The sequence below is a fragment of the Streptomyces sp. P9(2023) genome (genome assembly GCF_032436795.1).
Taxonomy (GTDB): Bacteria; Actinomycetota; Actinomycetes; order Streptomycetales; family Streptomycetaceae; genus Streptomyces.
In genome coordinates, this window is record NZ_JAUPWM010000002.1 from 102017 (window position 1) to 125422 (window position 23406).

General features: G+C 71.5%; 15 protein-coding genes. 12 read left to right on the top strand and 3 right to left on the bottom strand.

From position 1 onward, the window contains the following. Positions 1–186 precede the first annotated feature (186 nt). Positions 187–1476: a DUF2254 domain-containing protein gene (locus Q5762_RS02995; protein WP_315890329.1), complete on the top strand. Its 1290-nt coding sequence runs from the start codon at positions 187–189 to the stop codon at positions 1474–1476. A gap of 123 nt (positions 1477–1599) precedes the next feature. Here the strand turns inward: Q5762_RS02995 and Q5762_RS03000 are convergent, their stop codons facing one another. After that, positions 1600–4887 carry a LamG-like jellyroll fold domain-containing protein gene (locus tag Q5762_RS03000; protein ID WP_315890330.1) on the bottom strand — a complete coding sequence of 1096 codons (3288 nt, stop codon included), beginning with the start codon at positions 4885–4887 and terminating at the stop codon, positions 1600–1602. 470 nt (positions 4888–5357) lie between these two features. On the opposite strand from Q5762_RS03000, the gene Q5762_RS03005 reads away from it, so the two are divergent. The 6 genes from Q5762_RS03005 to Q5762_RS03030 all read left to right on the top strand — a co-directional run bounded on the left by Q5762_RS03005 (position 5358) and on the right by Q5762_RS03030 (position 12551). Continuing rightward, entirely contained in the window at positions 5358–6446 is a 1089-nt protein-coding gene (locus Q5762_RS03005) for an ABC transporter substrate-binding protein (RefSeq protein ID WP_315890331.1), read from the top strand. 167 nt (positions 6447–6613) lie between these two features. Further along, entirely contained in the window at positions 6614–8251 is a 1638-nt protein-coding gene (locus tag Q5762_RS03010; protein ID WP_315890332.1) for a sugar ABC transporter ATP-binding protein, read from the top strand. Continuing rightward, positions 8248–9219: an ABC transporter permease gene (locus Q5762_RS03015; protein ID WP_315890333.1), complete on the top strand. Its 972-nt coding sequence runs from the start codon at positions 8248–8250 to the stop codon at positions 9217–9219. Before Q5762_RS03010 ends, Q5762_RS03015 begins: the two co-directional genes overlap by 4 nt. Then, entirely contained in the window at positions 9216–10271 is a 1056-nt protein-coding gene (locus Q5762_RS03020) for an ABC transporter permease (protein ID WP_315890334.1), read from the top strand. The genes Q5762_RS03015 and Q5762_RS03020 overlap by 4 nt, the downstream gene beginning before the upstream one ends. A 71-nt stretch (positions 10272–10342) precedes the next feature. After that, positions 10343–11398, top strand: coding sequence for a LacI family DNA-binding transcriptional regulator (locus Q5762_RS03025; RefSeq protein WP_315890335.1), 1056 nt, complete (start codon positions 10343–10345; stop codon positions 11396–11398). A 49-nt stretch (positions 11399–11447) separates the two neighbouring features. Beyond that, positions 11448–12551, top strand: a complete 1104-nt coding sequence (locus Q5762_RS03030) for an aldose epimerase family protein (RefSeq protein ID WP_315890336.1) — start codon at positions 11448–11450, stop codon at positions 12549–12551. On the opposite strand, the gene Q5762_RS03035 is transcribed toward Q5762_RS03030, so the two are convergent. Then, complete coding sequence (locus Q5762_RS03035) at positions 12539–13156, bottom strand: TetR/AcrR family transcriptional regulator (protein WP_315890337.1); 618 nt, start codon at positions 13154–13156, stop codon at positions 12539–12541. The two genes, Q5762_RS03030 and Q5762_RS03035, sit on opposite strands and share 13 nt — an antisense overlap. Positions 13157–13311: 155 nt before the next feature. Between Q5762_RS03035 and Q5762_RS03040 the strand changes: the two genes are divergently transcribed. The 4 genes from Q5762_RS03040 to Q5762_RS03055 are packed head-to-tail and all read left to right on the top strand — an operon-like array spanning position 13312 to position 18185. Continuing rightward, complete coding sequence (locus Q5762_RS03040; protein ID WP_315890338.1) at positions 13312–13887, top strand: 2Fe-2S iron-sulfur cluster-binding protein; 576 nt, start codon at positions 13312–13314, stop codon at positions 13885–13887. Continuing rightward, the gene (locus Q5762_RS03045) at positions 13884–14897 is read left to right on the top strand and encodes a xanthine dehydrogenase family protein subunit M (RefSeq protein WP_315890339.1); all 1014 of its coding nucleotides are present in this window, start codon (positions 13884–13886) and stop codon (positions 14895–14897) included. The genes Q5762_RS03040 and Q5762_RS03045 overlap by 4 nt, the downstream gene beginning before the upstream one ends. Beyond that, positions 14894–17038: a xanthine dehydrogenase family protein molybdopterin-binding subunit gene (locus Q5762_RS03050; protein ID WP_315890340.1), complete on the top strand. Its 2145-nt coding sequence runs from the start codon at positions 14894–14896 to the stop codon at positions 17036–17038. The genes Q5762_RS03045 and Q5762_RS03050 overlap by 4 nt, the downstream gene beginning before the upstream one ends. After that, positions 17031–18185, top strand: coding sequence for an XdhC/CoxI family protein (locus tag Q5762_RS03055; protein WP_315890341.1), 1155 nt, complete (start codon positions 17031–17033; stop codon positions 18183–18185). The genes Q5762_RS03050 and Q5762_RS03055 overlap by 8 nt, the downstream gene beginning before the upstream one ends. 110 nt (positions 18186–18295) lie before the next feature. Here Q5762_RS03055 and Q5762_RS03060 read toward each other — a convergent pair whose 3' ends face one another. Next, on the bottom strand, positions 18296–19444 hold the full coding sequence (locus Q5762_RS03060) for a PQQ-dependent sugar dehydrogenase (protein WP_315890342.1): 1149 nt from the start codon (positions 19442–19444) through the stop codon (positions 18296–18298). 607 nt (positions 19445–20051) lie between these two features. On the opposite strand from Q5762_RS03060, the gene Q5762_RS03065 reads away from it, so the two are divergent. Next, complete coding sequence (locus tag Q5762_RS03065) at positions 20052–23354, top strand: S8 family serine peptidase (protein ID WP_315890679.1); 3303 nt, start codon at positions 20052–20054, stop codon at positions 23352–23354. The last annotated feature ends 52 nt before the right edge of the window (positions 23355–23406 follow it).

A 23406-nucleotide genomic window follows, 5' to 3' on the forward strand; every position in this document is an offset into this window, starting at 1 on the left:
CCGGCCGACGACGATCCGGCACCGTCGCACGGTGCCGGGGCGGACCGGGCGCCACTCGGTCAGCTTAGGCCGCCGATGTCGCCCCGTCCTGGCGAGAGCGTCGCACCAGGTGGCGGCGGGGGCCCTACCGCTGCGCCGGTCCCGGAATCGCCCTACCGTGGGAGGACCAGGTGAAGGGGGCGTGACGTGGGTGTCCTGACGTCCTGGGCGGCCAGATTCAGGTTCCGGCAGTACGTCAAGGCGAGCCTGTGGATCGTGCCGATGTTCGGTCTCGTCCTCGGCACCCTGCTCGCCGAGCTCGCCCTCGCCGTCGACAGCGCGGACTGGCCGCCGAGCGGCTGGCACTACTCGGCGACGACGGCGAGCGGCGTGCTCACCGCCATCGTGGGGGCGATGGTGGCACTGCTCGGGTTCGTCGTCACCATCGGCGTCCTGGTGGTACAGCAGGCCACGGGAACGCTCTCCCCCCGCTACATGCGCCTGTGGTACCGGGATCGGTTGCAGAAAGCGGTGCTTGCGACCTTCACCGGGACGTTCTCGTTCGCCTTCTCCTTGCTGCGCAGCGTCGAATCCGACTCCGTCCCCGACCTCGGGGTCACCCTGGCCGGCGCGGCGGTGGCCGTCAGCCTCGTGCTCCTGCTCATCTACCTCAACCGGTTCACCCACAGTCTCCGGCCGGTGGCCATCGCCGAGTTGGTCGCGCGCATGGGAGAGGACGTCTTCACCCGCGGGGCCGCGGCGATCCGTGGCGCGGCCCCGCGCGGGGACGGAGCCGTGCCGCCGTTCGAGGGCACGGTGACGCGGGTGCGTTCCGAACGAGGCGGCGCCATCCAGGCGTTCGACGTGGCCGGACTGGTCGCGGAGGCGGCGCGCCACGACTGCGTCTTCGTCGTGCCCCGGCTGATCGGAGACTTCGTACCGCCCGGCACCGTCCTCGTCGAGGTCCACGGGGGCACGTCGGGACCGGACCCCCGTCGGGTGACCTCTCTCATCGCCCTCGGGGCCGAGCGCACCATCGAACAGGACCCCGCCTTCGCTCTGAGGATCCTCGTCGACATCGCCATCAGGGCCCTCTCGCCTGCGGTGAACGACCCCACGACCGCCGTGCAGGTCATCAACTACATCGAGTCGTTCCTGCACACGGTCGGCAGCACGCGGCTCCCCGGCCGATACGTTCTGGCCGACCGCGACGGTCACGCCCGGCTCGTGCTGCCGGGGCGGGACTGGGAGAACTACCTTCAGCTCGCGGTCTGCGAGATCCGCGACTACGGAGATTCGTCCGTGCAGATCTGCCGAAGGCTCCGCGCCCTGCTCGACGGCCTGCTCGACACCCTGCCACCGGAGCAGCACGCCGCCGTGCGAGCGGAGCTGGGTCTGCTGCGGGAGGCGGTCGAGCGGAAGTTCACGGACCCGGCCCGCCGGTACATCGCGGAACAGGCCGACCACCAGGGCATCGGCGGGCAGCACCCCTCGTAGCGCGCCTCATGGCGCACCTCGTGGCGGCCCCTCGTAGCGCGCCTCGTGGCGCCCCTCGTAGCGACCTGAGCACGGGCCGGGGCCGCGGCCGCCGTGCCAGCAGCCGGGCCCCGTCCGATCGGGTCAGGGCCTCTCCTCGGCGTGGAGGGCCGCCACCTCCTCGCCGGTGAGAGCCCTGTCGTAGGCGTGGACCTGGTCGACCGAGCCCTTCCAGAAGTCGACGTTCCCGCCGCCCCACCGGGCCCGGCCGACGGAGAGCGGCCCGGTGCCGACGTCCGCCGGCCCGGAGGTGGCCGTCGCCACGAGGGCACCGTCGACGTAGAGCCGGATCTCGTTCCTCGCGGCGTCACGGACACCGACGAGGTGGTACCACCGGCCCGGTTCGGGGGTGGTGACGTAGCGGGCGCGGTTGCCGCCGGGGGTGGAGAAGGCGAAGGCACCCTGCCCGTACTGGAGGTAGAAGGGGTTCTCCTGACGCCGTCCGTCCTGGCTGACCACCGTCGCGTAGTTGCCGGGCAGAGCGTCGAGGGTGGCCCAGGCGGACACGGTGTAGCTCGTGGTGGTGTCGAGCACGGGGCCGTCGGTCTCGGCGTACTGGCCCTGGCCGTCGAACTTCAGGGCGCTGCCGCTGACGCCCGGGGTCCAGGTGGTGCCCTCGGTGAGCGTCAGGGGCTTGGCGTTCGCACCGGCGTCCCGTGCCGTGGTGCCGGTGCCCTCGTCGAGCGCCCAGGATCCGCCGCCCTTCAGCTGGTCGCGCTCACCCGCGGCAGCGCCGGCCGCGATGACCTTCCGGTTGATCTCGCGTACCCGCACCGGGTCCACCTTGAGGTCCCGGCGGTCGTACGTGTAGAGGCCGTTGAGCTCGTTCTCCAGGTCGGAGATCTGGGTGTAGACGGAACCGGAGAGTTCGGCGCCGGCGGCTTCGAGGTAGTACCTCTCGGTGTTCTCGACGTACTTGCGGGTCAGCGCCTCCTTGTCGGCGACACCGCTGTAGATCACCGTCGGCGCGCCGGGCCACATGTGGCCGGGGGTGCGCAGGGTGAAGCCGCCGTGCTCACCGTCCATGGCGGCCCGATTCGCGTCGGGGAAGGCCGGGTCGGTGTTGTTGTAGTCGTGGTGGTCGATGATGTCGCCCTTTCCCGAATCCCCCTTGGAGTTGCAGCAGTTGACGCCGCTGTGGGCGTTGACGACGCGGGATGGGTCGGCCGCCTCGACGGACTCGGCGAGGCGACCGGTCTCCTCGCGGTTCCACTCGCCCCAGCCCTCGTTGAAGACGATCCAGCCGATGACGGAGGGTGCGCTGTGGTGCTGGCGCATCATCTCCCGGCCCTGGTCGACGAAGGCCTTCCGGCCCGTCCCGTCGGTGAGGTCGCCGGAGACGAAGTCCTGCCAGACCAGGAGCCCGAGCCGGTCCGCGTGGTAGAACCAGCGCGGCGACTCCACCTTGATGTGCTTGCGTACGGCGTTGAAGCCGAGCTTCTTTTGCGCCTCCAGGTCGAAGGCGAGGGCCTTGTCGCTGGGCTGGGTGTAGAGGCCGTCGGGCCAGAATCCCTGGTCGAGGGTGGCAAGGGAGAAGATGGGCTTTCCGTTGAGCACCAGCTTCTGGTAGCCGCCGACCTTCTCGATGCCGATCTTCCGCATGCCGAAGTAGCTGTCGACGGTGTCGGTGGACCTGCCGTCGGTCAGCTTCACGTCGAGGTCGTAGAGGTACGGGTCGTCGGGGCTCCACAGGTGCTGCTTGGCCACGGGCAGGCGCAGGGCGCTGTTGGCCGGGCCGCTGACCCGGCCGACGACCGTGCCGCGGGTGTCACGGGCGACGGCCTCGACGCGCGCCCCGGCCGGGGCGTCGTCGGACTCGACGGTCACCGCCAGGGTGCCGGTGTCGATGTCGGGCGTCGTGACGACGTTGTCGATGGAGACGGGGGCGACGGGTTCCATCCAGACGGTCTGCCAGATGCCGGACGACTGGGTGTAGAAGATGCCGCTCGGGTTGGGGTGCTGCTTGCCGGTCGGCTGGTTCCGGCCGGCGGTGTCGGTGACCGCGACGACGATCTCCTGCGGCCCGGTCCGCTTGATCGCGTCGGTGACGTCGGCGCTGAACGCGTTGTAGCCGCCGGTGTGTTCGGCCACCTGTGTGCCGTTGACCCAGACCCGGGCCTGGTAGTCGACGGCGCCGAAGTTGAGCTTCAGCCGGTTGTCCCTGCTGCCCGTGCCGACCTTCCAGTCCTTGGGCACGTTCACGAGCCTGCGGTAGAACATGTGGTCCTCGTGCCGCTCGACGCCGGAGAGCTGCGACTCGACCGGGAAGGGCACGATGATCTTCTCGTCGAGGTCCTTGCCGAAGACGGGCTGCTCGCCGGCGTCGGCGCCCGCGAACTGCCAGGGCCCGTTGAGGTTCTGCCACTTGCCGCGCACCTGCTGCGGGCGCGGGTACTCGGGCAGCGGGTTCTGCTCGTCCAGCCGGTCGCCCCACTCGGTGGTGAGCCGGTGGGTGGAGGTGTTCCGCGCGGAGCGCAGGAGCTGCGGTACGGTCTCGTCGCCGCTCTTGAGGCCGCCCTTGCCGTCGTAGTCGACCCGTACCTGCTGGTTCTTCTGGATCGGTTCGGCGAGGGTGACGAGCAGGGAGTCGGGGTCGCCCGAGTCGGCCGCGACCGAGCGGATCGGCATGGGCGTCGTGTCGGCCTCGATCGTGAGGTGGTCCTTGACCGCCGCGAGATCGGAGACCTTGTCCTCGAACCGCGCGCGCACCTTGCGGCCGCTCCCGTCGACGGTCAGCTCGACCGGGTAGACCTCGAAGTCGGCGGGCGGCGTGAACGCCGACTCCGGTACGAGCTGCTTGGCCATGGTCGGGGTGGACCAGCGCAGGAACATGTTCGCCCCGCCGACGTCCTGGAACATCTCCAGGCGGAAGTCGTACTCCTCGCCTGCGGTGAGCCTGACCGGGGCGCTGGTCTGCTCCCTGTCCCAGTCGGGGATCCAGTGGTCGATGACCGGCTCGCCGTCGACGAAGAGCCGGAAGCCGTTGTCCCCGATGCCGTAGAAGGTGTAGTCGCCGGTGGTCGGCGCCTCGATCCGGCCCGTCCAGCGGGCGGTGGTGTGTTCGGACCGGCCGGTGAGGCTCTGGAAGGTGCCGGTGAGTCCGGAGAAGTTGATCTGCGGATCAAGGGACGTGCCGCCGAGTTCGGCGAAGTCCCGGGCGCCCGGGGCCGACATGCTGAAGTACTCGCCCTTCAGGCCGTGTACCTCGATGGCGGGGTTCCGGGCGGAGCCGGCGGACGTCTCGTGGGTCGGCTCGGCGGCCGAGGCGGTGGGGATCAGGGCGCTCGTGGGCAGCACCAGAAGGGCCGCGGTCAGCAGCGCCCAGAGTCTGGCTCGGAGGCCTCGCGGGCGGGTGACGTGTCGTCGTGTCATCGAATCTTTCCTCGTGACAGAGGGGAATCGGAGCCGGACGCGGGAGGGCGTGACGGCTGAACCGCCGGTGGGCGCGGAGTGGCCGACGGCGACGGCCGGCCGTCATTCCAACGTTGGAAAGCGGCGTGCAGCGGAATGACAGCACGCCGTCCGGCGGCTGTCCAGACCTCTCGCAGCGGTGGACTGACCGCTCGTCACATCGACGGCTCCAGCGCGCCGTTGAGGACCGGCGGTGGCGCTCCGGAAACCTCGCTCCGCACTCTTGCCGAGCGCACCGAGCCGCCGTTATAACGTTGTAAAGCCGCCGTCGCCGCCCTGCCGGTCGGCTGCGTCGGTGCTCCATCTCCCCAGGTCAGGACCGAAGTTACCGGGCCTGCCGGCTCTCCACGGCAGGCTGACAACGTTCTCCCCACCCCCGCGCGACCGCACGCCACCCGGCGGTGCTGTCCCCCGCCAAGGAGTGTCCTCGCATGACCCTTCCGAAGAGATCCCGCACGTTCTCGGTCGCCTGTCTCGTGGCCGCCACCGCCACGCTCGCGCTGTCCGGTTGCGCCAAGTCCGAGACCACCTCGAACGACGCCGGCGGCGACAGCAGCAAAGGGGCGCAGGTGGCCCAGACCCCTTCGGCCTCCTCGGGCTCCGGGTGCTCGCTGACGACCTACGGTGCTCCGAAGCTCGACCTCAAGAACGCGGTCGTCGGCTTCTCGCAGTCGGAGAAGGAGGCCAACCCCTTCCGTATCGCGGAGACGCAGTCCATCAAGGACGAGGCCGCGAAGATCGGCGTGAAGAAGCTGCTCACCACGAACGCGCAGTCGCAGCTCTCCAAGCAGGTCAGCGACATCCAGGACATGCTGGCCCAGGGCGCGCAGTTCCTGATCGTCGCCCCGCTCAACTCCGACGGACTCGAGCCGGCGCTCCAGGCCGCGGCCGCCAAGAAGGTGCCCGTCCTCACGATAGACCGCAAGGTCAACGCGACGGCCTGCAAGGACTATCTGGCCTTCCTGGGCTCGGACTTCGTGGAGCAGGGCAAGCGCGCGGCCGACGCGATGATCAAGGCGACCGGCGGCAAGGGGAAGGTCGCCATCCTCCTCGGCTCCTCCGGCAACAGCGTCACCACCGACCGCACCAAGGGCTTCGTCGACCAGGTCGCGGCCCAGGCTCCGGGCCTTGAGATCGTCGCCCAGCAGACCGGCGAGTTCGCCCGCGACAAGGGCCAGCAGGTCATGGAGCAGCTCATCCAGTCGAAGCCCGACATCACGGCGGTCTACGCGGAGAACGACGAGATGGCCCTGGGCGCCGTGACCGCGCTGAAGGCCGCGGGCAAGGCTCCCGGCAAGGACGTCAAGATCGTCTCCATCGACGGCACCCGTAACGCCGTCCAGGCCCTCGCCAACGGCGAACTCAACGCCGTCATCGAGTCCAACCCGCGCTTCGGCCCGCTCGCGTTCGCCACCGCCGAGAAGTTCTACGGCGGTGAGGGCATCCCCGAGGACGTCATCATCTCGGACCGGGCCTACGACGCGTCCAACGCCAAGGACTCCCTCGGCGGAGCGTACTGAGCCTCGGCACGTACTGAGCCCCCGGAGCGTACTGAGCCTCCGGCTCGTCCGGGTCCGGTCGCCGATCCCCCCGTGGACGGCGACCGGACCGGAGCGCCCCCTCCCCCGTACGTGGCGACCCGCCGCACCCACCCACACGATCCGTCCCCCGGAAGGCGGCCACGTTCATGGCACCACCCGAAGCGGCCCCGTCCGCCCCGACCGGCCCCGCTCCGACGGTCACGACGACGGTGCTTGAGGCGCGCGGCGTCGGGAAGCGGTTCCCCGGCGTCGTCGCCCTCGACGATGTGTCGTTCACGCTCCGCGCCGGTGAGACCCACGCGCTCGTCGGTGAGAACGGCGCGGGCAAGTCCACCCTGATCAAGGTGCTCACGGGCGTGCACCGGCCGGACAGCGGCGCGTTGCTGCTCTCGGGCCGCCCGGTGCACTTCACGAGGCCCTTCGAGGCGCAGCAGGCCGGCATCTCCACGATCTACCAGGAGGTGAACCTGGTTCCGCTGATGAGCGTGGCACGCAACATCTTCCTCGGCCGCGAGCCCCGTACCCGGATCGGCCTGATCGACTTCACCCGTATGCACGCCGAGGCCACCGCCCTCCTCGGCGGGTTCGGCGTCACCGTCGACCCGCGCCGCCCGCTGCACACCCTGGGCATCGGCGCCCAGCAGATGGTGGCGCTCGCCCGCGCGGTCTCGGTCGAGGCGCACGTCGTCGTCATGGACGAGCCCACCTCCTCCCTGGAGCCGCGTGAGGTCGAGACGCTGTTCCGGGTGATCGGCGATCTGCGGCGGCGGAACATCGCCGTCGTGTACGTGAGTCACCGCATGGAGGAGTTGTACCGGATCTGCGACCGGGTCACGGTGCTGCGCGACGGCCGGCACATCCACACGGGCGACCTGGCCGATCTGGACCGGATGCGGCTGGTCTCCATGATGCTGGGCCGTGAGGTGTCCGAGGTGCGCCGGCACGGCGTGACGAGCTTCGGGGACGAAGGGCACGACATCGCGCGCAAGCCCGTCCTCACCGCGACCGGACTGGTCAGGAAGCACCAACTCGACGACGTGTCACTGGAGTTGCACCCCGGTGAAGTGCTCGGCCTCGGCGGCCTGTTGGGCTCCGGCCGCAGCGAGACCGCGAAGGCGCTCGTCGGCGCCCTGCCGCTGGACGCGGGGCGGATCACCGTCGACGGTGCGAAGCTTGACCGGTTCTCGTCCGCGCGCGCGATCCGCGCCGGGATCAGTCTGCTGCCCGAGGACCGCAAGGCCGAGGGCATCGTGCCCGGTCTCTCGGTCCGCGAGAACATCGTCCTCGCGGCGCTCCCCCGCCTCTCGCGCGCCGGCGTCGTCTCGCGCGCCCGGCAGGACCGTGTGGTCGACATCTTCATGAAGCGGCTGCGGATCAAGGCGTCCAGCCCCGAGCAGAAGGTCGGCGAACTGTCCGGCGGGAACCAGCAGAAGGTCCTGCTGGCCCGGTGGCTGTGCCTCGAACCGAAGGTGCTGCTGCTCGACGAACCCACGCGCGGCATCGACGTCGGAGCCAAGGCCGAGGTCCAGACCCTCATCGACGAGCTCGCCCAGGAGGGCCTCGCCGTCCTGCTGATCTCGTCCGACATCGAGGAGCTCGTGGAGGGCTCCGACCGGATCGTCGTACTGAGGAGCGGGGCGACGTCGGGCGAACTGACCGGCGACCAGGTGTCGGAGAGCGCTCTGCTGGCCGCGCTCGCCGACCACTCCCCCGTAGCCGAATCGGATCCCCGTACGACGACGGACGCCGACTCCACCACCGGCGCCAAGGAGGACCCCCGATGACCACCCAGGTGACCGCGGCCGAGGCCCGCGGCTCCACGACGCGCGGCGCCCCGGCGTGGTTCCAGGAGTACGGCGTGTACGCGGCGGTGGCCGCGCTCCTGGTCTTCAACGCCGTCTTCACCGAGCACTTCCTGACCGTCGACAACCTCCGTACGCAGCTGATCCAGGTCGCTCCCATCGTCATCGTGGCCCTCGGCATGGCGCTGGTGATCGGCACCGAGGGGGTCGATCTGTCGGTGGGGTCGACGATGGCCCTCGCGGCGGCGCTGCTGCCGCTGTATCTCGGTTACGGCCTCGTGCCCGCGCTCCTGATCGCGCTGCTCGCCGGCGCCGTCGTCGGGGCGGTGAACGGCACGCTCGTGTCCGTGGTCGGGCTGCAACCCATCGTCGCCACGCTGGCCCTGTTCGTCGGCGGGCGCGGTCTCGCCCTCGTGATGGCGGACGGTCAGCTCAAGCAGATCGTCAACCCCGATCTGCTGTCGCTCGGCACCGGGAGCGTCCTCGGCATCCCGCTGGTGGTCCTCATCGCGGCCGTACTGGCGCTCGCGGTGGCCTTCCTCGTCCACCGGACCACGTTCGGCCGGCAGGTCGTCGCGATCGGCGGCAACCGGTCCGCGGCCGCCCTCTCCGGGCTTCCGGTCAAGCGCGTACTGACCGGGGTGTACGTCCTGTGCGGTGTGCTGGCCGCGCTCGCGGGCGTCCTCGCCACCGCCCGGCTCACCGCGAGCGACCCGTCCTCCCTGGGCACGCTGATGGAACTGTCCGCGATCACCGCCGTGGTCGTGGGCGGTACCCCGCTCAGCGGCGGATCCATCCGGGTGCTCGGCACCGTCGCGGGGGCGCTGCTGATGCAGTTGCTGCGCGCCACGCTCGTCAAGCACGACCTGCCCGACTCCACCGCCCAGATGGCCCAGGCGGCCATCATCATCGCCGCCGTCTACGTCGCACGGGAGCGCCGATCCCGATGAAGCTCACCACCTCGCTCGCCTCCCGGGGGACGCGTACCTCGTCACCCGCGCCCACCGGGGGCGGCGCCGCCACGGACCGTACGGGGGCGGACCTCTCCGGCCCGGAACGGGTCGCCGCGCTCCTGCAACGCCAGGGCGTGCTCGCCGTCCTGCTGCTCGTCGTCGTGATCGCCTCCTTCGTCTACCCCACCTTCGCCACCCTGGACAACGCGCGCGGCGTGACGGTGCAGGCGTCCTTCCTGGCCGTCGTCGCGCTCGGGATGACCCTGGTGATCATCACCGGTGGCATCGACCTGTCCGTGGGGTCCGTCTTCGCGCTGGGCGGCGTGCTCGCCGCCTGGGCCTCGCAGTGGGGCATCGTGCCGGCACTGCTCGTACCCCTCGTGGTCTGCGGGTCGATCGGCCTGATCAACGGGCTGCTGATCGCCCGGGCCGGCATGGCGCCCTTCATCGTCACCCTCGCCTCGCTGCTCGGGGCGCGCGGACTGCTGCTCGCCCTGACCGACGAAGGGGCCACCACCTATCTCGTCCCCAAGGACTCGGCGTTCGCCACGCTCGGCCAGGGCGGCATCGCGGGGTTCGGCTACCCGATCCTCGTCGCGCTCGTGCTGTTCGGGGTCGGCGGTCTGGTGCTCCAGCGCACGTCGTTCGGCCAGACGCTCTTCGCCGTCGGCGGCAGCAGCGACGCGGCCACGCTGATGGGGCTGCCGGTCGCCCGTGCGAAGGTGATGGTGTACCTGCTGAGCGGGCTGCTCGCGGGGTTCGCCGGCGCCGTCAACGCGGCCCGGCTCTCCTCCGGTGTCACGATCATCGGGACAGGCATGGAGCTCGACGCGATCGCCGCCGTCGTCATCGGCGGAACGCTGCTCGTCGGAGGCGCCGGTTCGGTGAGCGGCACCCTGTGGGGCGTGCTGCTGCTCGCCGTCATCCAGAACCTCATCAACCAGATCGGCTCGCTCAACTCCTCGTACCAGTCGGTGGTCAGCGGCGGCTTCCTCATTCTCGTCGTGGTCACGCAGCGCTACCTGTCGCGCAGCCGAAGTACCGTCTGACGCGGGCCGGATCACACCCGCCGCAGCGAGAGCCGGGCCCCTTCCGATCAGAGCCGAACCAGAGGAGTGCCGTGGGCGTCAGCCTCAAGGACGTCGCGCAGCGGGCAGGCGTGTCGATCAAGACCGTGTCCAACGTGGTCAACAACTATCCCCACGTCACACCGCAGATGCGCGCCAAGGTGCAGCGGGCCATCGACGAGCTCGGGTACCGGCCGAACCTGACCGCGCGTCATCTGCGCAAGGGGCGTACCGGCATCATCGCCTTCGCCGTGCCCGAACTCGGCAACCCGTACTTCGCGGAGCTGGCCGGCGCCATCATCGACGCCGCCGCCCAGCACGACTACACCGTCCTCGTCGACCACACCGCGGGGCTGCGCGAGCGGGAGCTGCTGGTCTGTCAGGAGTTCCGGTCCCATGTCATCGACGGACTGATCCTCAGCCCCATCCATCTGGAGACCGCCGACCTCGTCGCCCGGCAGGAGACCTCGCCCCTGGTGCTGCTCGGTGAGCGCGAGTACGAGGCCCCGTACGACCAGATCGCCATCGACAACGTGGCGGCCGCCCGCGACGCGGTCCGTCATCTCGTGGACCTCGGCCGGCGCCGGATCGCGTTCCTCGGTTCGCGCACCGGGCGCGAGCGGCAGCCCGCGCACCTGCGGCTGCGCGGCTGGCGGGAGGAGCTCGCCGCTGCGGGCCTGGACCCGGCCGAGTCGCTGGTCGTGGCCACGGACGGCTACGGCCGGGCCGACGGAGCGGCGGCCATGGCGGCGCTCCTGGAGCGCGGGGAGCGGCCCGACGCGATCTTCGCGTACAACGACCTCATCGCCCTCGGCGCCATGCGCACGCTCACCGAACGCGGTCTCCGCGTCCCCGAGGACGTCGCCGTGGTCGGTTTCGACGACATCGAGGAGAGCCGCTACGGCGCGATCAGCCTCACCACCGTCTCCCCCGACAAGCACGCCATCGCCCGGCTCGCCGTGGACCGGCTCGTCGAGCGGCTCAGCGGGGGGTCGGTCGCCGCGCCCCGCAGGATCCGGCCCGGGTACGAGCTCGTCGTCAGGGAGTCGACAGGCGGTGGCCGTACCGACCCGGCGCGGGGCGGCGCCCCGGCCGAGACAGTCGCCTGACCCCTTCGCACCGGCTTCGTCCGGTCCTTCGCCCGCCCCGAGGACTCACATGCTGCGATCCCGCCCCACCGTGCGCCACCGGCCGTTCGGCACCGCCCCGAGCGGGGAGGACGTCGGCCTCTGGCGGCTGGAATCCCCCTCCGGTGTGTACGCCGAGATCCTCACGTACGGGGGCGTCCTGCACGCGCTCGGCGTGCCGGACACCCGGGGCGAGACGGCGAACGTGGTCCTGTCCCTCCCCACGGTCGACCAGTACGCCGGGAAGGGCCCCTACTTGGGCGCGCTGATCGGCCGTTACGCCAACCGCATCGCCCACGGGCGCTTCACCCTGGACGGCACGACGTACCGCGTCCCCGTCAACGACCGCGGGCACGCTCTGCACGGCGGTCCCGGCGGTTTCGACACCAGGGTGTGGGCGGCGACTCCCGTCCTGGGCGACGACACCGCGGCGCTCCGCCTGGCGCTGCGCAGCCCCGACGGGGACATGGGCTTCCCCGGCGCTCTCGACGTCACCGTCACGTACGCCGTAGACGCCGCCGGCACGCTGTCCTTCACCTGCGCGGCGACGACCGACCGCCCGACCGTCGTCAGTCTCACCAACCACGCGTACTTCAACCTGGCGGGTGCCGGGGACGTCCTCGGCCACACGCTGCAGGTCGACGCGGCCGCCTGTCTGCCGGTCGACGCCGACGGCATCCCGCTCGGCCCCCTCCGCGACGTCGCCGACACGCCCTTCGATCTGACCTCCCCCCGGCTCCTCGGGGAGTGCGTCCGGGCAGCCGACGAGCAGATCATCCTGGCCGGCGGGTACGACCACTGCTGGGCATTGTCCGGAACGGGGCCGGAGCCGGGGCCGGGGCCGCTGCGGCATGCGGCCCGGCTGGCCGCCCCGGCGGAATCGCGCGTGATGGAGGTGTGGACCACGGCGCCGGGGCTGCAGGTCTACACCGCCAACCAGCTGGACGGATCCCTCTCCGACGGCACGGGGCGTGCCCTCGAACGCCATGGCGCGGTCTGCCTGGAGACGCAGCATTTCCCGGACGCCCCCAATCGGGCCGAATACCCCAGCGCCGTACTGCGGCCGGGCGCGACGGCACACCGCCGCACGGAGTTCCGCTTCCCGCATCTCGCCGGTGACGCTCAGGTCGGCTGAGGGGAGTTCCGGGCCCTGGTCCGGAGGCCGTCCATCACCAGGTCGATGAGTCGCGTGGAGCGTTCCTTCCAGTGCTCGTCGGGCTCGATGACGAACAGGCCGGTGATCGCGAGGATGAAGTCGTCCGGGGTCACGCCCGGACGGATGGTGCCCGCCTCCTCGCCCGCGCGGAGCAGGCTTCCGGCCGCGGCCTGCAGCTCGGTCGGCGGGGGCTTCTCGCTCCCGGTGGCGCTGAGCGCCGCGTAGATCGCGTCCGCGAGGCCGGCCTTGGTCAGCGCGAACTCGGCGAGCCGGTCCATCCAGGCGCGCAGCGCCAGGTCGGGCGGCAGGGACGCGAGCAACCCGGCCGCGCTCTGCGCCACTTGGGTCATCCCATGGCGGTAGAGCTCCAGGACGAGGGCCTCGCGGCTGGGGAAGTTGCGGTAGAACGTGCCCTGCCCGACGCACGCCTTCCGGGCGATCGCGCTCAGCGGGACGTCCTTGTCACGGGTCAGTTCGGCCAGCGCGACCTCCAGGATGCGCTCGCGATTGCGCTGGGCGTCGGAGCGCTTCGGCCCCGCCGACTGCGCCTCCTCGGGTCTCTCCTGTCTCTCCTGCCCGCCCATGCCCGTCCTCGGTTCTCTTGCGTACCGGACAGCTGTCCGGTACGTTTCCAGGTAACGGACAGCTGTCCGCTTGAATCCAGCCTAGCGCTGGACACGGCTCGAACACACCTCATCGACCCCCCCGTCTCCCGGGCACGCGAAAGAGGGCGCCGACCATGCATCCACCTGACCTTTCCGACTCGTCGACACACAGCGCCATCACCTTGCACGTCAACGGTGAGAAGCACGCGCTGACCGTCGACCACCGCACCACCCTGCTCGACGCCCTGCGCGAGCGGCTCGATCTGACCGGTACCAAGAAGGGCTGCGACCACGGGCAGTGCGGAGCCTGCACCGTGCTTGTCGACGGCCGCAGGTCCGTCGCCTGTCTGCAGCTCGCCGTCGCCTCCGAGGGCCGTGAGGTCACCACCATCGAGGGCGTCGCCGAGCAGGGCGAACTGCACCCCGTACAACAGGCGTTCCTCGACTTCGACGGCTTCCAGTGCGGCTACTGCACTCCTGGGCAGGTCTGTTCCGCCATCGCCGTCATCGAGGAGCACGCGGCCGGCTGGCCGAGCGCCGTCACCGGCGACGTACGGCCCGAAGCGGGGCCGCCACCGCTGACCCCCGAGGAGATCCGGGAGCGGATGAGCGGCAATCTGTGCCGCTGCGGCGCGTACGTGTCGATCGTCCAGGCGGTCGCACACGCCGCCGCGCGGGCCTCGGCCGAGCCCAAGGAGGCAGTGGCATGAGGGAGTTCACATATCGAAGGGCCGTCGATACCGCGGGCGCGGTAGCCCTCCTGGACGCCGATCCGGGGGCCCGATTCCTCGGTGGCGGAACCAATCTGGTCGACCTGATGAAGGCCGGCGTCGAGCGCCCGGAGCGGCTCGTCGACATCCGCGGGCTGCCGCTCGACGGCATCGAGCCGACGGACGACGGTGGCCTGCGGATCGGCGCGACCGCCACCAACAGCGACGTCGCCGCCCACCCCGAAGTCCGCCGCCGCTACCCGGCGTTGACGCAGGCCGTACTGGCCGGGGCCTCGGGCCAGTTGCGCAACATGGCCACGGTCGGCGGCAATCTGCTGCAGCGCACCCGCTGCGGCTACTTCACCGACCTCAGCCGGCCCTGCAACAAGCGGGAGCCCGGCAGCGGCTGCCCCGCCATCGCCGGCGAGCACCGCAACCACGCGATCCTGGGCGCCTCGGAGCACTGCGTGGCCGTGCACCCCTCGGACATGGGGGTCGCGCTCACGGCGTTCGACGCGGTCGTGACGTACGAAACCGCCGACGGACCGGGCGAGTTGGCGCTTGCCGACTTCTATCTGCCGGTGGGTGGGACCCCGCATCAGGAGACCGCCCTGCCGCCGGGTGCGCTGATCACCGGTGTCACCCTGCCCCCTGCCCCCGTCGGCGCCCTCTCCCGCTACCGCAAGGTGCGCGAGCGCGCCTCGTACGCCTTCGCGATCGGCTCGGTCGCCGCGGCACTCGACGTCCGGGACGGTGTCGTACGGGACGTCCGGCTGGCCTACGGGGCCGTGGCGTCGCGGCCCTGGCGGGCGCGCGCGGCCGAGGAGGTCCTGCGGGGAGCGCCCGCCGACGCCGGGAGCTTCGCCGCCGCGGCGGACGCCGAGCTGGCGGCCGCCAGGCCGCTCGCCCACAACGGCTACAAGGTGACGCTCCTGCGCAACCTCACCGTGGCGGTCCTGAGCGAACTCGCCGAACCCACCGAACTCGCCCAGGAAGGGGCGGTCCGATGACCACCACCGTTCCCGTACGTACGCAGGCGCGGGTCGCCGGCGCCGTCGGCACCGCGCACACCCGCGTCGAGGGCCGGGACAAGGTCACCGGCGCCGCGCGCTACGCGGGCGACATCCCCTTCGCAGAACTCGCCCACGGCAGCCTGGTGTTGTCCACGATCGCCCGTGGCCGGATCCGCTCGCTCGACGACGCGGCCGTACTCGCGATGCCCGGTGTCCTCGCCGTACTGCACCACGACAACGCGCCGCGTGTCCGCACGGACTACACCAGCATCATGGGCACGAAGCCGGACCCGTCCAGCGCCGCCTTCCAGAACGACCGTGTGCCGCACGAGGGCTGGCCCGTCGCCCTGGTCGTCGCCGAGACGCCCGAGCAGGCCAGGGCGGGTGCCGAGGCGCTGGTCGTGGAGTACGAACAGGAGCCGCACGACACCGCGTTCGCGGGTGACCGACCCGACTCCTACGCGCAGGACGACTTCCTGCCCGCGACGACGGGCAAGGGTGATCTGGCGGCCGCGCTCGCCGCGTCCTCGGTCGTCGTCGACGCGGAGTACACCACTCCCGAAGAGCACCACAACCCTATGGAACCGCACGCGGCGGCCGCCCACTGGGTCGAAGGACGCCTCGATGTGGTCGACTCCAACCAGGGCGCCGCCTGGGCCGCGACGGACCTCGCGAGCCTGTTCTCGCTCGATCCGGGCGCGGTGCGGGTGCGCTCCGAGCACGTCGGCGGCGGCTTCGGATCGAAGCTGGTCCGGGTGCACCAGGTGGCGGCGGCGATGGCGGCGCGGACGCTGGGGCGGCCGGTGCGCGTGGCCATGACCCGCCGGCAGATGTTCACGCTCGCCGGACACCGCAGTCCGACCGCGCAGCGGGTCAGGCTCGGCGCCGACCCGGACGGGCGGCTGCGCGCGCTGGAGCACCGCTCCGTCAGCCAGACGTCCGCCGTGTACGAGTTCGTCGAGCCGGCCGCCGCGGCGGGCCGGGTCCTGTACGACGCCGACGCCCATCACACCTCGATCCGGATCGTCCGCCTCGACGTCCCGACCCCGACGTCCATGCGCGCGCCGGGCTCCGCCCCCGGGTCGTTCGCCCTGGAGTCGGCGCTCGACGAGCTCGCCGAGCGATGCGGAGTCGACCCGATCGCCCTGCGCGTGCGCAACGAGCCCGGGACGGGCCCGCTGAGCGGGCTGCCGTTCGCGGGTCGCAAGCTGATCGCGTGCTTCGAGGAGGGCGCCCGCAGGTTCGGCTGGGCCGACCGTGACCCGCGGCCCGGACTGCGCCGCGAGGGTCGGTGGCTGCTCGGCACCGGCACCGCCGCGTCCACCTTTCACGCCTTTGCGGTCCCGTCCACGGCGGCGGTGACGGCCTGGGCCGACGGGACGTTCACCGTACGGATCGCGGCCTCCGACATCGGCACCGGAGCCCGGACGGCGCTCACCCTCATCGCGGCCGACGCCCTGGCCGTCGCCCCCGAACGGGTCGACGTCCGCATCGGGGACAGCGACTTCGGCCCGGCGTGGGTGGCGGGCGGCTCGGCGGGCACCAGCTCCTGGGCCTGGGCCATCACGCCGGCCGCCGAGGAGCTGCGGGAGCGCCTCGCGCTCGGCCTCGACATCCCGCCGGAGGGCCTGACCGTGCGTTCGGACAGCGCCCAGGCCCTCGGTGGGCTCGCACCGGCCGAACGCCACTCCTACGGCGCCCAGTTCGCCGAGGTCGCCGTGGACACCGCGACCGGCGAGGTGCGCGTACGGCGCATGCTCGGCGTCTTCGCGGCGGGCCGCATCGTCAACCCGCTCACCGCGCGCAGTCAGTTGATCGGCGGGATGACCTGGGGCATCTCCATGGCCCTGCACGAGGAGGCGGTACGGGACCAGGCCTCGGGCGGCCTCGTCGGCGCGGACCTCGCGGGGTACCACATCGCCGCGAACGCCGACGTGGACCGGGTCGAGGCCGACTGGGTGGACGACCCCACCCCGGGCGACCCGATCGGCATCAAGGGCGTCGGCGAGATCGGCATCGTCGGCGCGGCGGCGGCCGTCGCCAACGCGGTGTGGCACGCCACGGGCGTACGGCAGCGGCAGCTGCCCATCCGCCCGGACCGGGTGCTCGCGGGCTCCCAGGAGCATCGAAGTGCTTGACATCGCCGGGGAGTTGATGGGGTGGGTCGAGGACGGCCGCCCCTTCGCCGTCGCCACGGTCGTGGCCGTCGGCGGCAGCGCCCCGCGCGGTCCGGGGGCCGCCCTCGCGGTGGACGGCGAGGGGACCGTCATCGGCTCGGTGTCCGGCGGCTGCGTCGAGGGCGCCGTCCATGAACTGTGCGGGCAGGCCCTGGCGGACGGCGAGCCGGTGCTCGAACGGTTCGGGTACAGCGACGAGGACGCCTTCGCCGTGGGGCTGACCTGCGGCGGGGTGATCGACATCCTGGTCACTCCGGTGGGCGCGCGGTCACCTCGGCGGGCGACCTTGGCGGCGGCTCTGCGGGCGGCCTCACGGGGCGAGGGCGTGGCCCTGGCCCGGGTGGTCCGCGGGCCGGCCGAGTGGGTGGGCGGCGCTCTGGTCGTACGTGCCGAGGGAACGTACGAAGGAAGGCTCGGCGATCGGGGCGAAAGCGGGGATCGTGGGGATCGCGGGGACCGGGTGGCCGAGGCCGTGGCGCGGGAGGCGCGCGCCCTGCTCGACACCGGCCGGACCGGAACGGTCGAACTCTCCGAGGACGGTTCGCGCTGCCCGGGCGGGCTCACGGTCTTCGTCGAGTCGAGTCTGCCGCCGCCCCGGATGATCGTGTTCGGGGCGATCGACTTCGCGGCGGCGCTGGTGCGTACGGGAAAGCTGCTCGGCTACCACGTCACGGTGTGCGACGCACGGCCCGTCTTCGCCACGCGGGCGCGGTTCCCGGAGGCCGACGAGATCGTGGTGGACTGGCCGCACCGCTATCTGCGAGGCACGGAGGTCGACGGTCGTACCGTGCTGTGCGTGCTCACCCATGACGCGAAGTTCGACGTGCCGCTGCTCCAGTCGGCCCTGCGGCTGCCGGTCGCGTACGTCGGAGCCATGGGCTCGCGCCGTACGCACCTGGACCGTAACCGGAGGCTGCGGGAAGTCGGTGTGCCCGAGGCGGAGTTGGCGCGGCTGCGGTCGCCGATCGGGCTCGACCTCGGGGGCCGTACCCCCGAGGAGACCGCCGTCTCGATCGCCGCGGAGATCATCGCCGTGCGAAGGGGAGGGACGGGAGTCCCGCTCAGCGCACCGGAGTCACGCCCTGCCCGCCTGACCGTGCCCGCCTGACCGTGCCCGCCTGACCGTGCCCGCCTGACCGTGCCCGCCTGAGCCGAGTGCCGCCCGACGTCGCCTCCAGGCGAGAGTCGGACGGCACGGCGCTCATACGCTCGTCCGGGCTAGCGACGCCGAACCGGGTCGATGCGGGCGATGTTGCCGCCGATCGCGAGCACGTACAGCTCGCCCGTGCCGCCCTGCACAAACGAGATGACCTCGCCACCGTTGACGACGAGGTCGTTCACTCCGGTCACCGTGCCGTTCTTCATCGTGAGGGAGCGGATGGTGCCGTCGCAGTAGTCGCTGAACAGGTACTGGCCCTGGAGAGCCGGGATCGCGTCGCCCCGGTAGACGAATCCGCCGGTCACCGAGCAGCCGAGGCCGCCGCGGGCGTACTCGTGGAGCGGGCGCGCATGGTTCGCCGGCTCGATGCCGCCCCGGAAGGGATGGTTGCCCTCCATCTGGGACCAGCCGTAGTTCTCGCCGCCCTTGCTCGTCGCCGGGGCCCGGTCGATCTCCTCCCAGTCGTTCTGGCCTACGTCGCCGATGAGCATGTCGCCGGTGCCCGAGTCGAAGGAGAACCGCCAGGGGTTGCGCAGCCCGTAGGCCCAGATCTCGTCCCTCGCGTTCGGGTCGTTCACGAACGGGTTGTCCGCCGGGATCGCGTACGGCGTGCCGCCGCGCGGGTCGATCCGCAGCATCTTGCCGAGCAGCGTGTCGAGCTTCTGCCCGTTGCCGTGCGGGTCGCCGCCCGAGCCGCCGTCGCCGAACGCGATGTAGAGGTAGCCGTCGGGCCCGAACTTGATGTCGCCGCCGTTGTGGTTCGAGTAGGGCTGCGTCTGGGTGAGGACGGTACGCCGGGTGTCCGGCCGGAGCTTGCCGTCCCGTACGGCGAACTCGTCGATGGTGCTGGTGCCTTCGAGATTCGTGTACGAGATGTAGAAGTGCGCGAGATCGTTGGCGAACGCGATACCGAGGAGGCCGCGTTCACCGTCGGTGGTGGTCTCGGCGGTGATGTCGAGGACGGGCGCGCCGAGCCCTTGATCGCCCAACACCCGTACCGTACCGGCTCGTTCGGCGATCCAGAGCTTGCCGCCGGGACCGGCGGCCCCGGCGATCGGGTTCTGCGCCGTGGCCACGTTCGTGAGCGCGATCTTCGGGACCTTCGGCCGGGCCGCGTCGCGGTCCTCCGCGGACGCCGTGGTCAGTGCGAGGGAAGCGACGAGACAGATGGTGCCGATGAGCGCCGAGCTTCTCGTGCGAACTTTCACCGTGATCCTCCTGGAGGCGGCGAACGGGGGGGGAACCCGGCTGCTCGGAGCAGTGGGGCGTCAGCGAGGCCCGTGCCAGCACGCAACCGGGTGGGGGAAGGGTGTACCGCCGGCCACGGATGAGACTACTGGGACCCGGGTAATTGGTATAGGCCAAAGAGCCCGCAGGTGCCGCCACGCGGTTTCCGCCCGGGTACGGATACGGCCAATTGGAGGAACGCGCTCCGGGCGCAGCGGTGCCGGCCCTCGATTGGCGCGCGGGGCCTGTCGCGCAAGGGATCCGGAGACCGCCGTGCGCCGCTGTCGCACAGGCATGGCACAGGCGTCACACAGCCGTCACACGTCCATCGACGCCCCATCAAACTCGCCCGTTTCAACGTGGCCTGAACTCGCGAGGATCAACCCCCCACGCCCGCACCGCCGTTGATCACATCTGTCCTCACCTCACATACTGCGCTGACCGGCGGCGGGCGCCCTCTTGCGCCCCCTGGCTGGAAATGACCACTCGACCTCATTCCAAGCTCCTGGGGGAGACTTGCGCGCACATGTGAAGAGAGCAGGCGCCTTCACCCTCGCAGCGGCCACATCGGTGGCCCTGGTGGCCGGCATGACCGGCCCCGCGACAGCGATCGCTGCGAACACGACGACCACTCCGAACACCGCACGTTCCGAAGGCGACCGGCGGATCCAGCTCGTCACGGGCGACCATGTGCTGATCGGCGCCAAGGGCCAGGTGGTGGGGATCGAGGCCGCCGCCGGCCGTGAGCACATACCCGTACAGATACAGCGCATCAAGGACCGCACTCTCGTGGTGCCCAGCGACGCGCAGCGCCTCATCGCCACCGGCAAGCTGGACCAGCGGCTCTTCGACGTCGACGAGCTCACCGATCCGCGGCTGCGCGAGAGCCACCGCGACGGGCTCAAGCTGATCGTGCAGTACGCCGGAAGCGCCGCCGGTGCCGCACGGGCCGAGGTGCGTTCGGCCGGTGACACCCAGCTGCGGCGCACCTTCCCGACCATCGATGCCGACGCCGTCCGTACGTCGCAGGACGACGTGGCCAAGGTGTGGGAGGCGCTGACCAACCGGCAGAAGAGCGGCGTGCGCGCCACCGCCTCCGGCATCGGCAGGGTGTGGCTGGACGGGGTGCGCCGGGCGAGCCTGGACCGCAGCGTCCAGCGGATCGGCGCCGACAAGGCGTGGGAGTCCGGGTACGACGGCGAGGGCGTCACGATCGCCGTCCTCGACACCGGCGTCGACAAGACCCATGACGACCTCAAGACGCAGGTCGTCGGCGAGAAGAACTTCTCCGCCTCCCCCGACGCGGTGGACCGCGTCGGACACGGCACCCACGTCGCGTCGATCGCCGCCGGTACCGGGGCGAAGTCCGGCGGCACCTACAAGGGCGTCGCCCCCGGCGCCAAGGTGCTCAGCGGGAAGGTCCTCGACGACGAGGGCATCGGGGACGACTCCGCCGTCCTCGCCGGCATGGAGTGGGCCGCCGCCGAGGGCGCGGACGTGGTCAACCTCAGCCTCGGCGGCCCCGACAGCCCCGGCGTCGACCCGCTGGAGGCGGCGGTCGACCGGCTGACCGCCGAGAAGGGCATCCTGTTCGCCGTCGCGGCAGGCAACGACGGCGAGTTCGGCGACTCGTCGCTCGGCTCGCCGGGCACCGCGGACGCCGCGCTGACCGTCGGCGCGGTGGACAAGGACGACAAGCTGGCGCCCTTCTCCAGCATCGGCCCGCGCGTCGGTGACGGCGCCATCAAACCGGACGTGACCGCGCCCGGCGTCGCCATCACCGCCGCCGCCGCCCCCGGCAGCGAGATCGACACGCGCCCCGGCACCCCGCACCCGGCGCCGGGGTACCTGCAGATCGACGGCACCTCCATGGCCACCCCGCACGTGGCGGGCGCGGCCGCGATCCTCAAGCAGCGGCATCCCGACTGGAAGTCCGCCGAGCTCAAGGGCGCGCTGACCGCGTCCACCAAGGGCGGCGACCACACCGCCTTCCAGCAGGGCTCGGGCCGCGTCCAGGTCGACAAGGCGCTGGCCCAGAGCGTCATCGCCGATCCGGTCTCGCTGACCTTCGGTACGGCGCTGTGGCCGCACACCGACGACAAGCCCCTCACCAAGAAGGTCGCCTACCGCAACCTCGGGACCACCGACGTCACCCTCGACCTCTCGGTGTCCGCCCTCGACCCGACGGGCAAGCCGGCCCCGGCCAGGTTCTTCGGCCTCGGCGCCGGCAAGGTGACCGTGCCCGCCGGTGGCAGGGCCGAGGTCGACCTGACCGCCGACACCAGGATCGGCGACGCCGACGGCACCTACTCGGGCTACGTCACCGCCACCGGCGCGGGCCAGTCCGTCCGCACGGCCGCGGTGGCCGTACGGGAGGCGGAGTCGTACGACCTCACGCTCCGGACCATCGGCCGCGACGGCTCCGACGCCGCGAACTTCTCCAGCACCCTGATCGGTGTCGGCGGCCTCGCCAAGGGCTTCGGGACCCGCATCGACGACGAGCCCGGCACGCACAGGATCCGTGTGCCCAAGGGCTCGTACACCTTCAACACGGCCGTCTACCAGGACCCGTCGGACTTCACCAAGGGCACCGACTGGATCGCCCAGCCGAAACTGGACATCTCCGGCGACACCACGCTCACCGCCGACGCGCGCACCACCAAGCCGGTGGACCTCACCGTGCCCGGCCTCGACACGGTGGACTACGGGGGCACGTACTACGAGCGCGACACCGAGATCGGCCGCGTCGGCAACGGCTGGGTCCTCCGGGGCTTCACCGGCTTCCGCACCGCCCACCTCGGCCCGGCGGTCACCGACGGCTCGCTCCTGCAGACCTGGGACGCGCACTTCCTCAAGGACGCCGGCACGCAGTACTCGGTGGCCTTCGGCGGCAAGGCGAGCCAGGTCGCGACCGGCTACACCAAGCACGTGAAGGCGAACGAGCTGGCCACGCTCAAGGTCGGGCTCGGTGCCTCCGCCCCCGGGAAGTCCGCTTTCGTCTCCCCGTTCGCCCAGCTTCCGGGCGCACCGGAGGGCAACGGATTCTCCGCCCCGCAGGCGGCGCCGGGCACGCGCACCTTCTACGTCTCCACCGCCGACGGCGTCGAGTGGCTCACCAGGTACAGCCAGGCGGGCGAGCCCGACAAGTGGGGCTACCCCGCCTGGGAGGGTGACTACAACATGGTCCGGCCGAAGCGCTACGCGGCCGGCCGGACGTACCGGGAGACGTTCAACACGGGCGTCTTCGGTCCGCTCCTCGGCGAGAACATGGGCGTCTTCCGCACCGCGCCCGACCCGGACACGGGCGAGCAGCAGATCGTCGGCGCCCTTCCGCTGTTCGGTGACGGCGCGGGCCACGCGGGTCCCTCGGCGTACACCTCGGCCACGTCGGCGCTGTACCGCGACGGTGTCAAGGTCGGTGAGAACGACGACCCGCTGAGCGGCGAGAAGCCCTTCACGGTCGACGCCGCCGACGCCGAGTACCGGCTGACGACCACCGTGGAGCGGGCGGCGAACGTCGCCGCGGCCTCCACCCACGTCGAAGCCGGCTTCACGTTCCGCTCGAAGCAGGTCGCGGCCAGGACGGCGCTGCCGGTGTCCACGGTCCGCTTCGCACCCCCCGTCGACCTCGCCTCGCGCGCCCCGGCGGGCGCCTCGGTCCTGGTCCCGGTGACCGTGCAGGGCTCGGCGGCCGGGCGGAACCTCGGGTCGCTGGCCGTGTCGGTGAGCTACGACGACGGGAAGACCTGGCGGCTCGTGAAGGTCGAGAACGGCAGGATCTCCGTGCGGAACCCGGCTAAGGACAAGAGCGTCTCGCTCCGCGCCGAGGTCACGGACAAGCAGGGCAACGCGTCGACGCTGACGATCCACCACGCGTGGTTCGGCAAGTGACGTCGACTCCGTGATCCCGTGACGATCTACGCGTGACGACGATGTGCTGGAA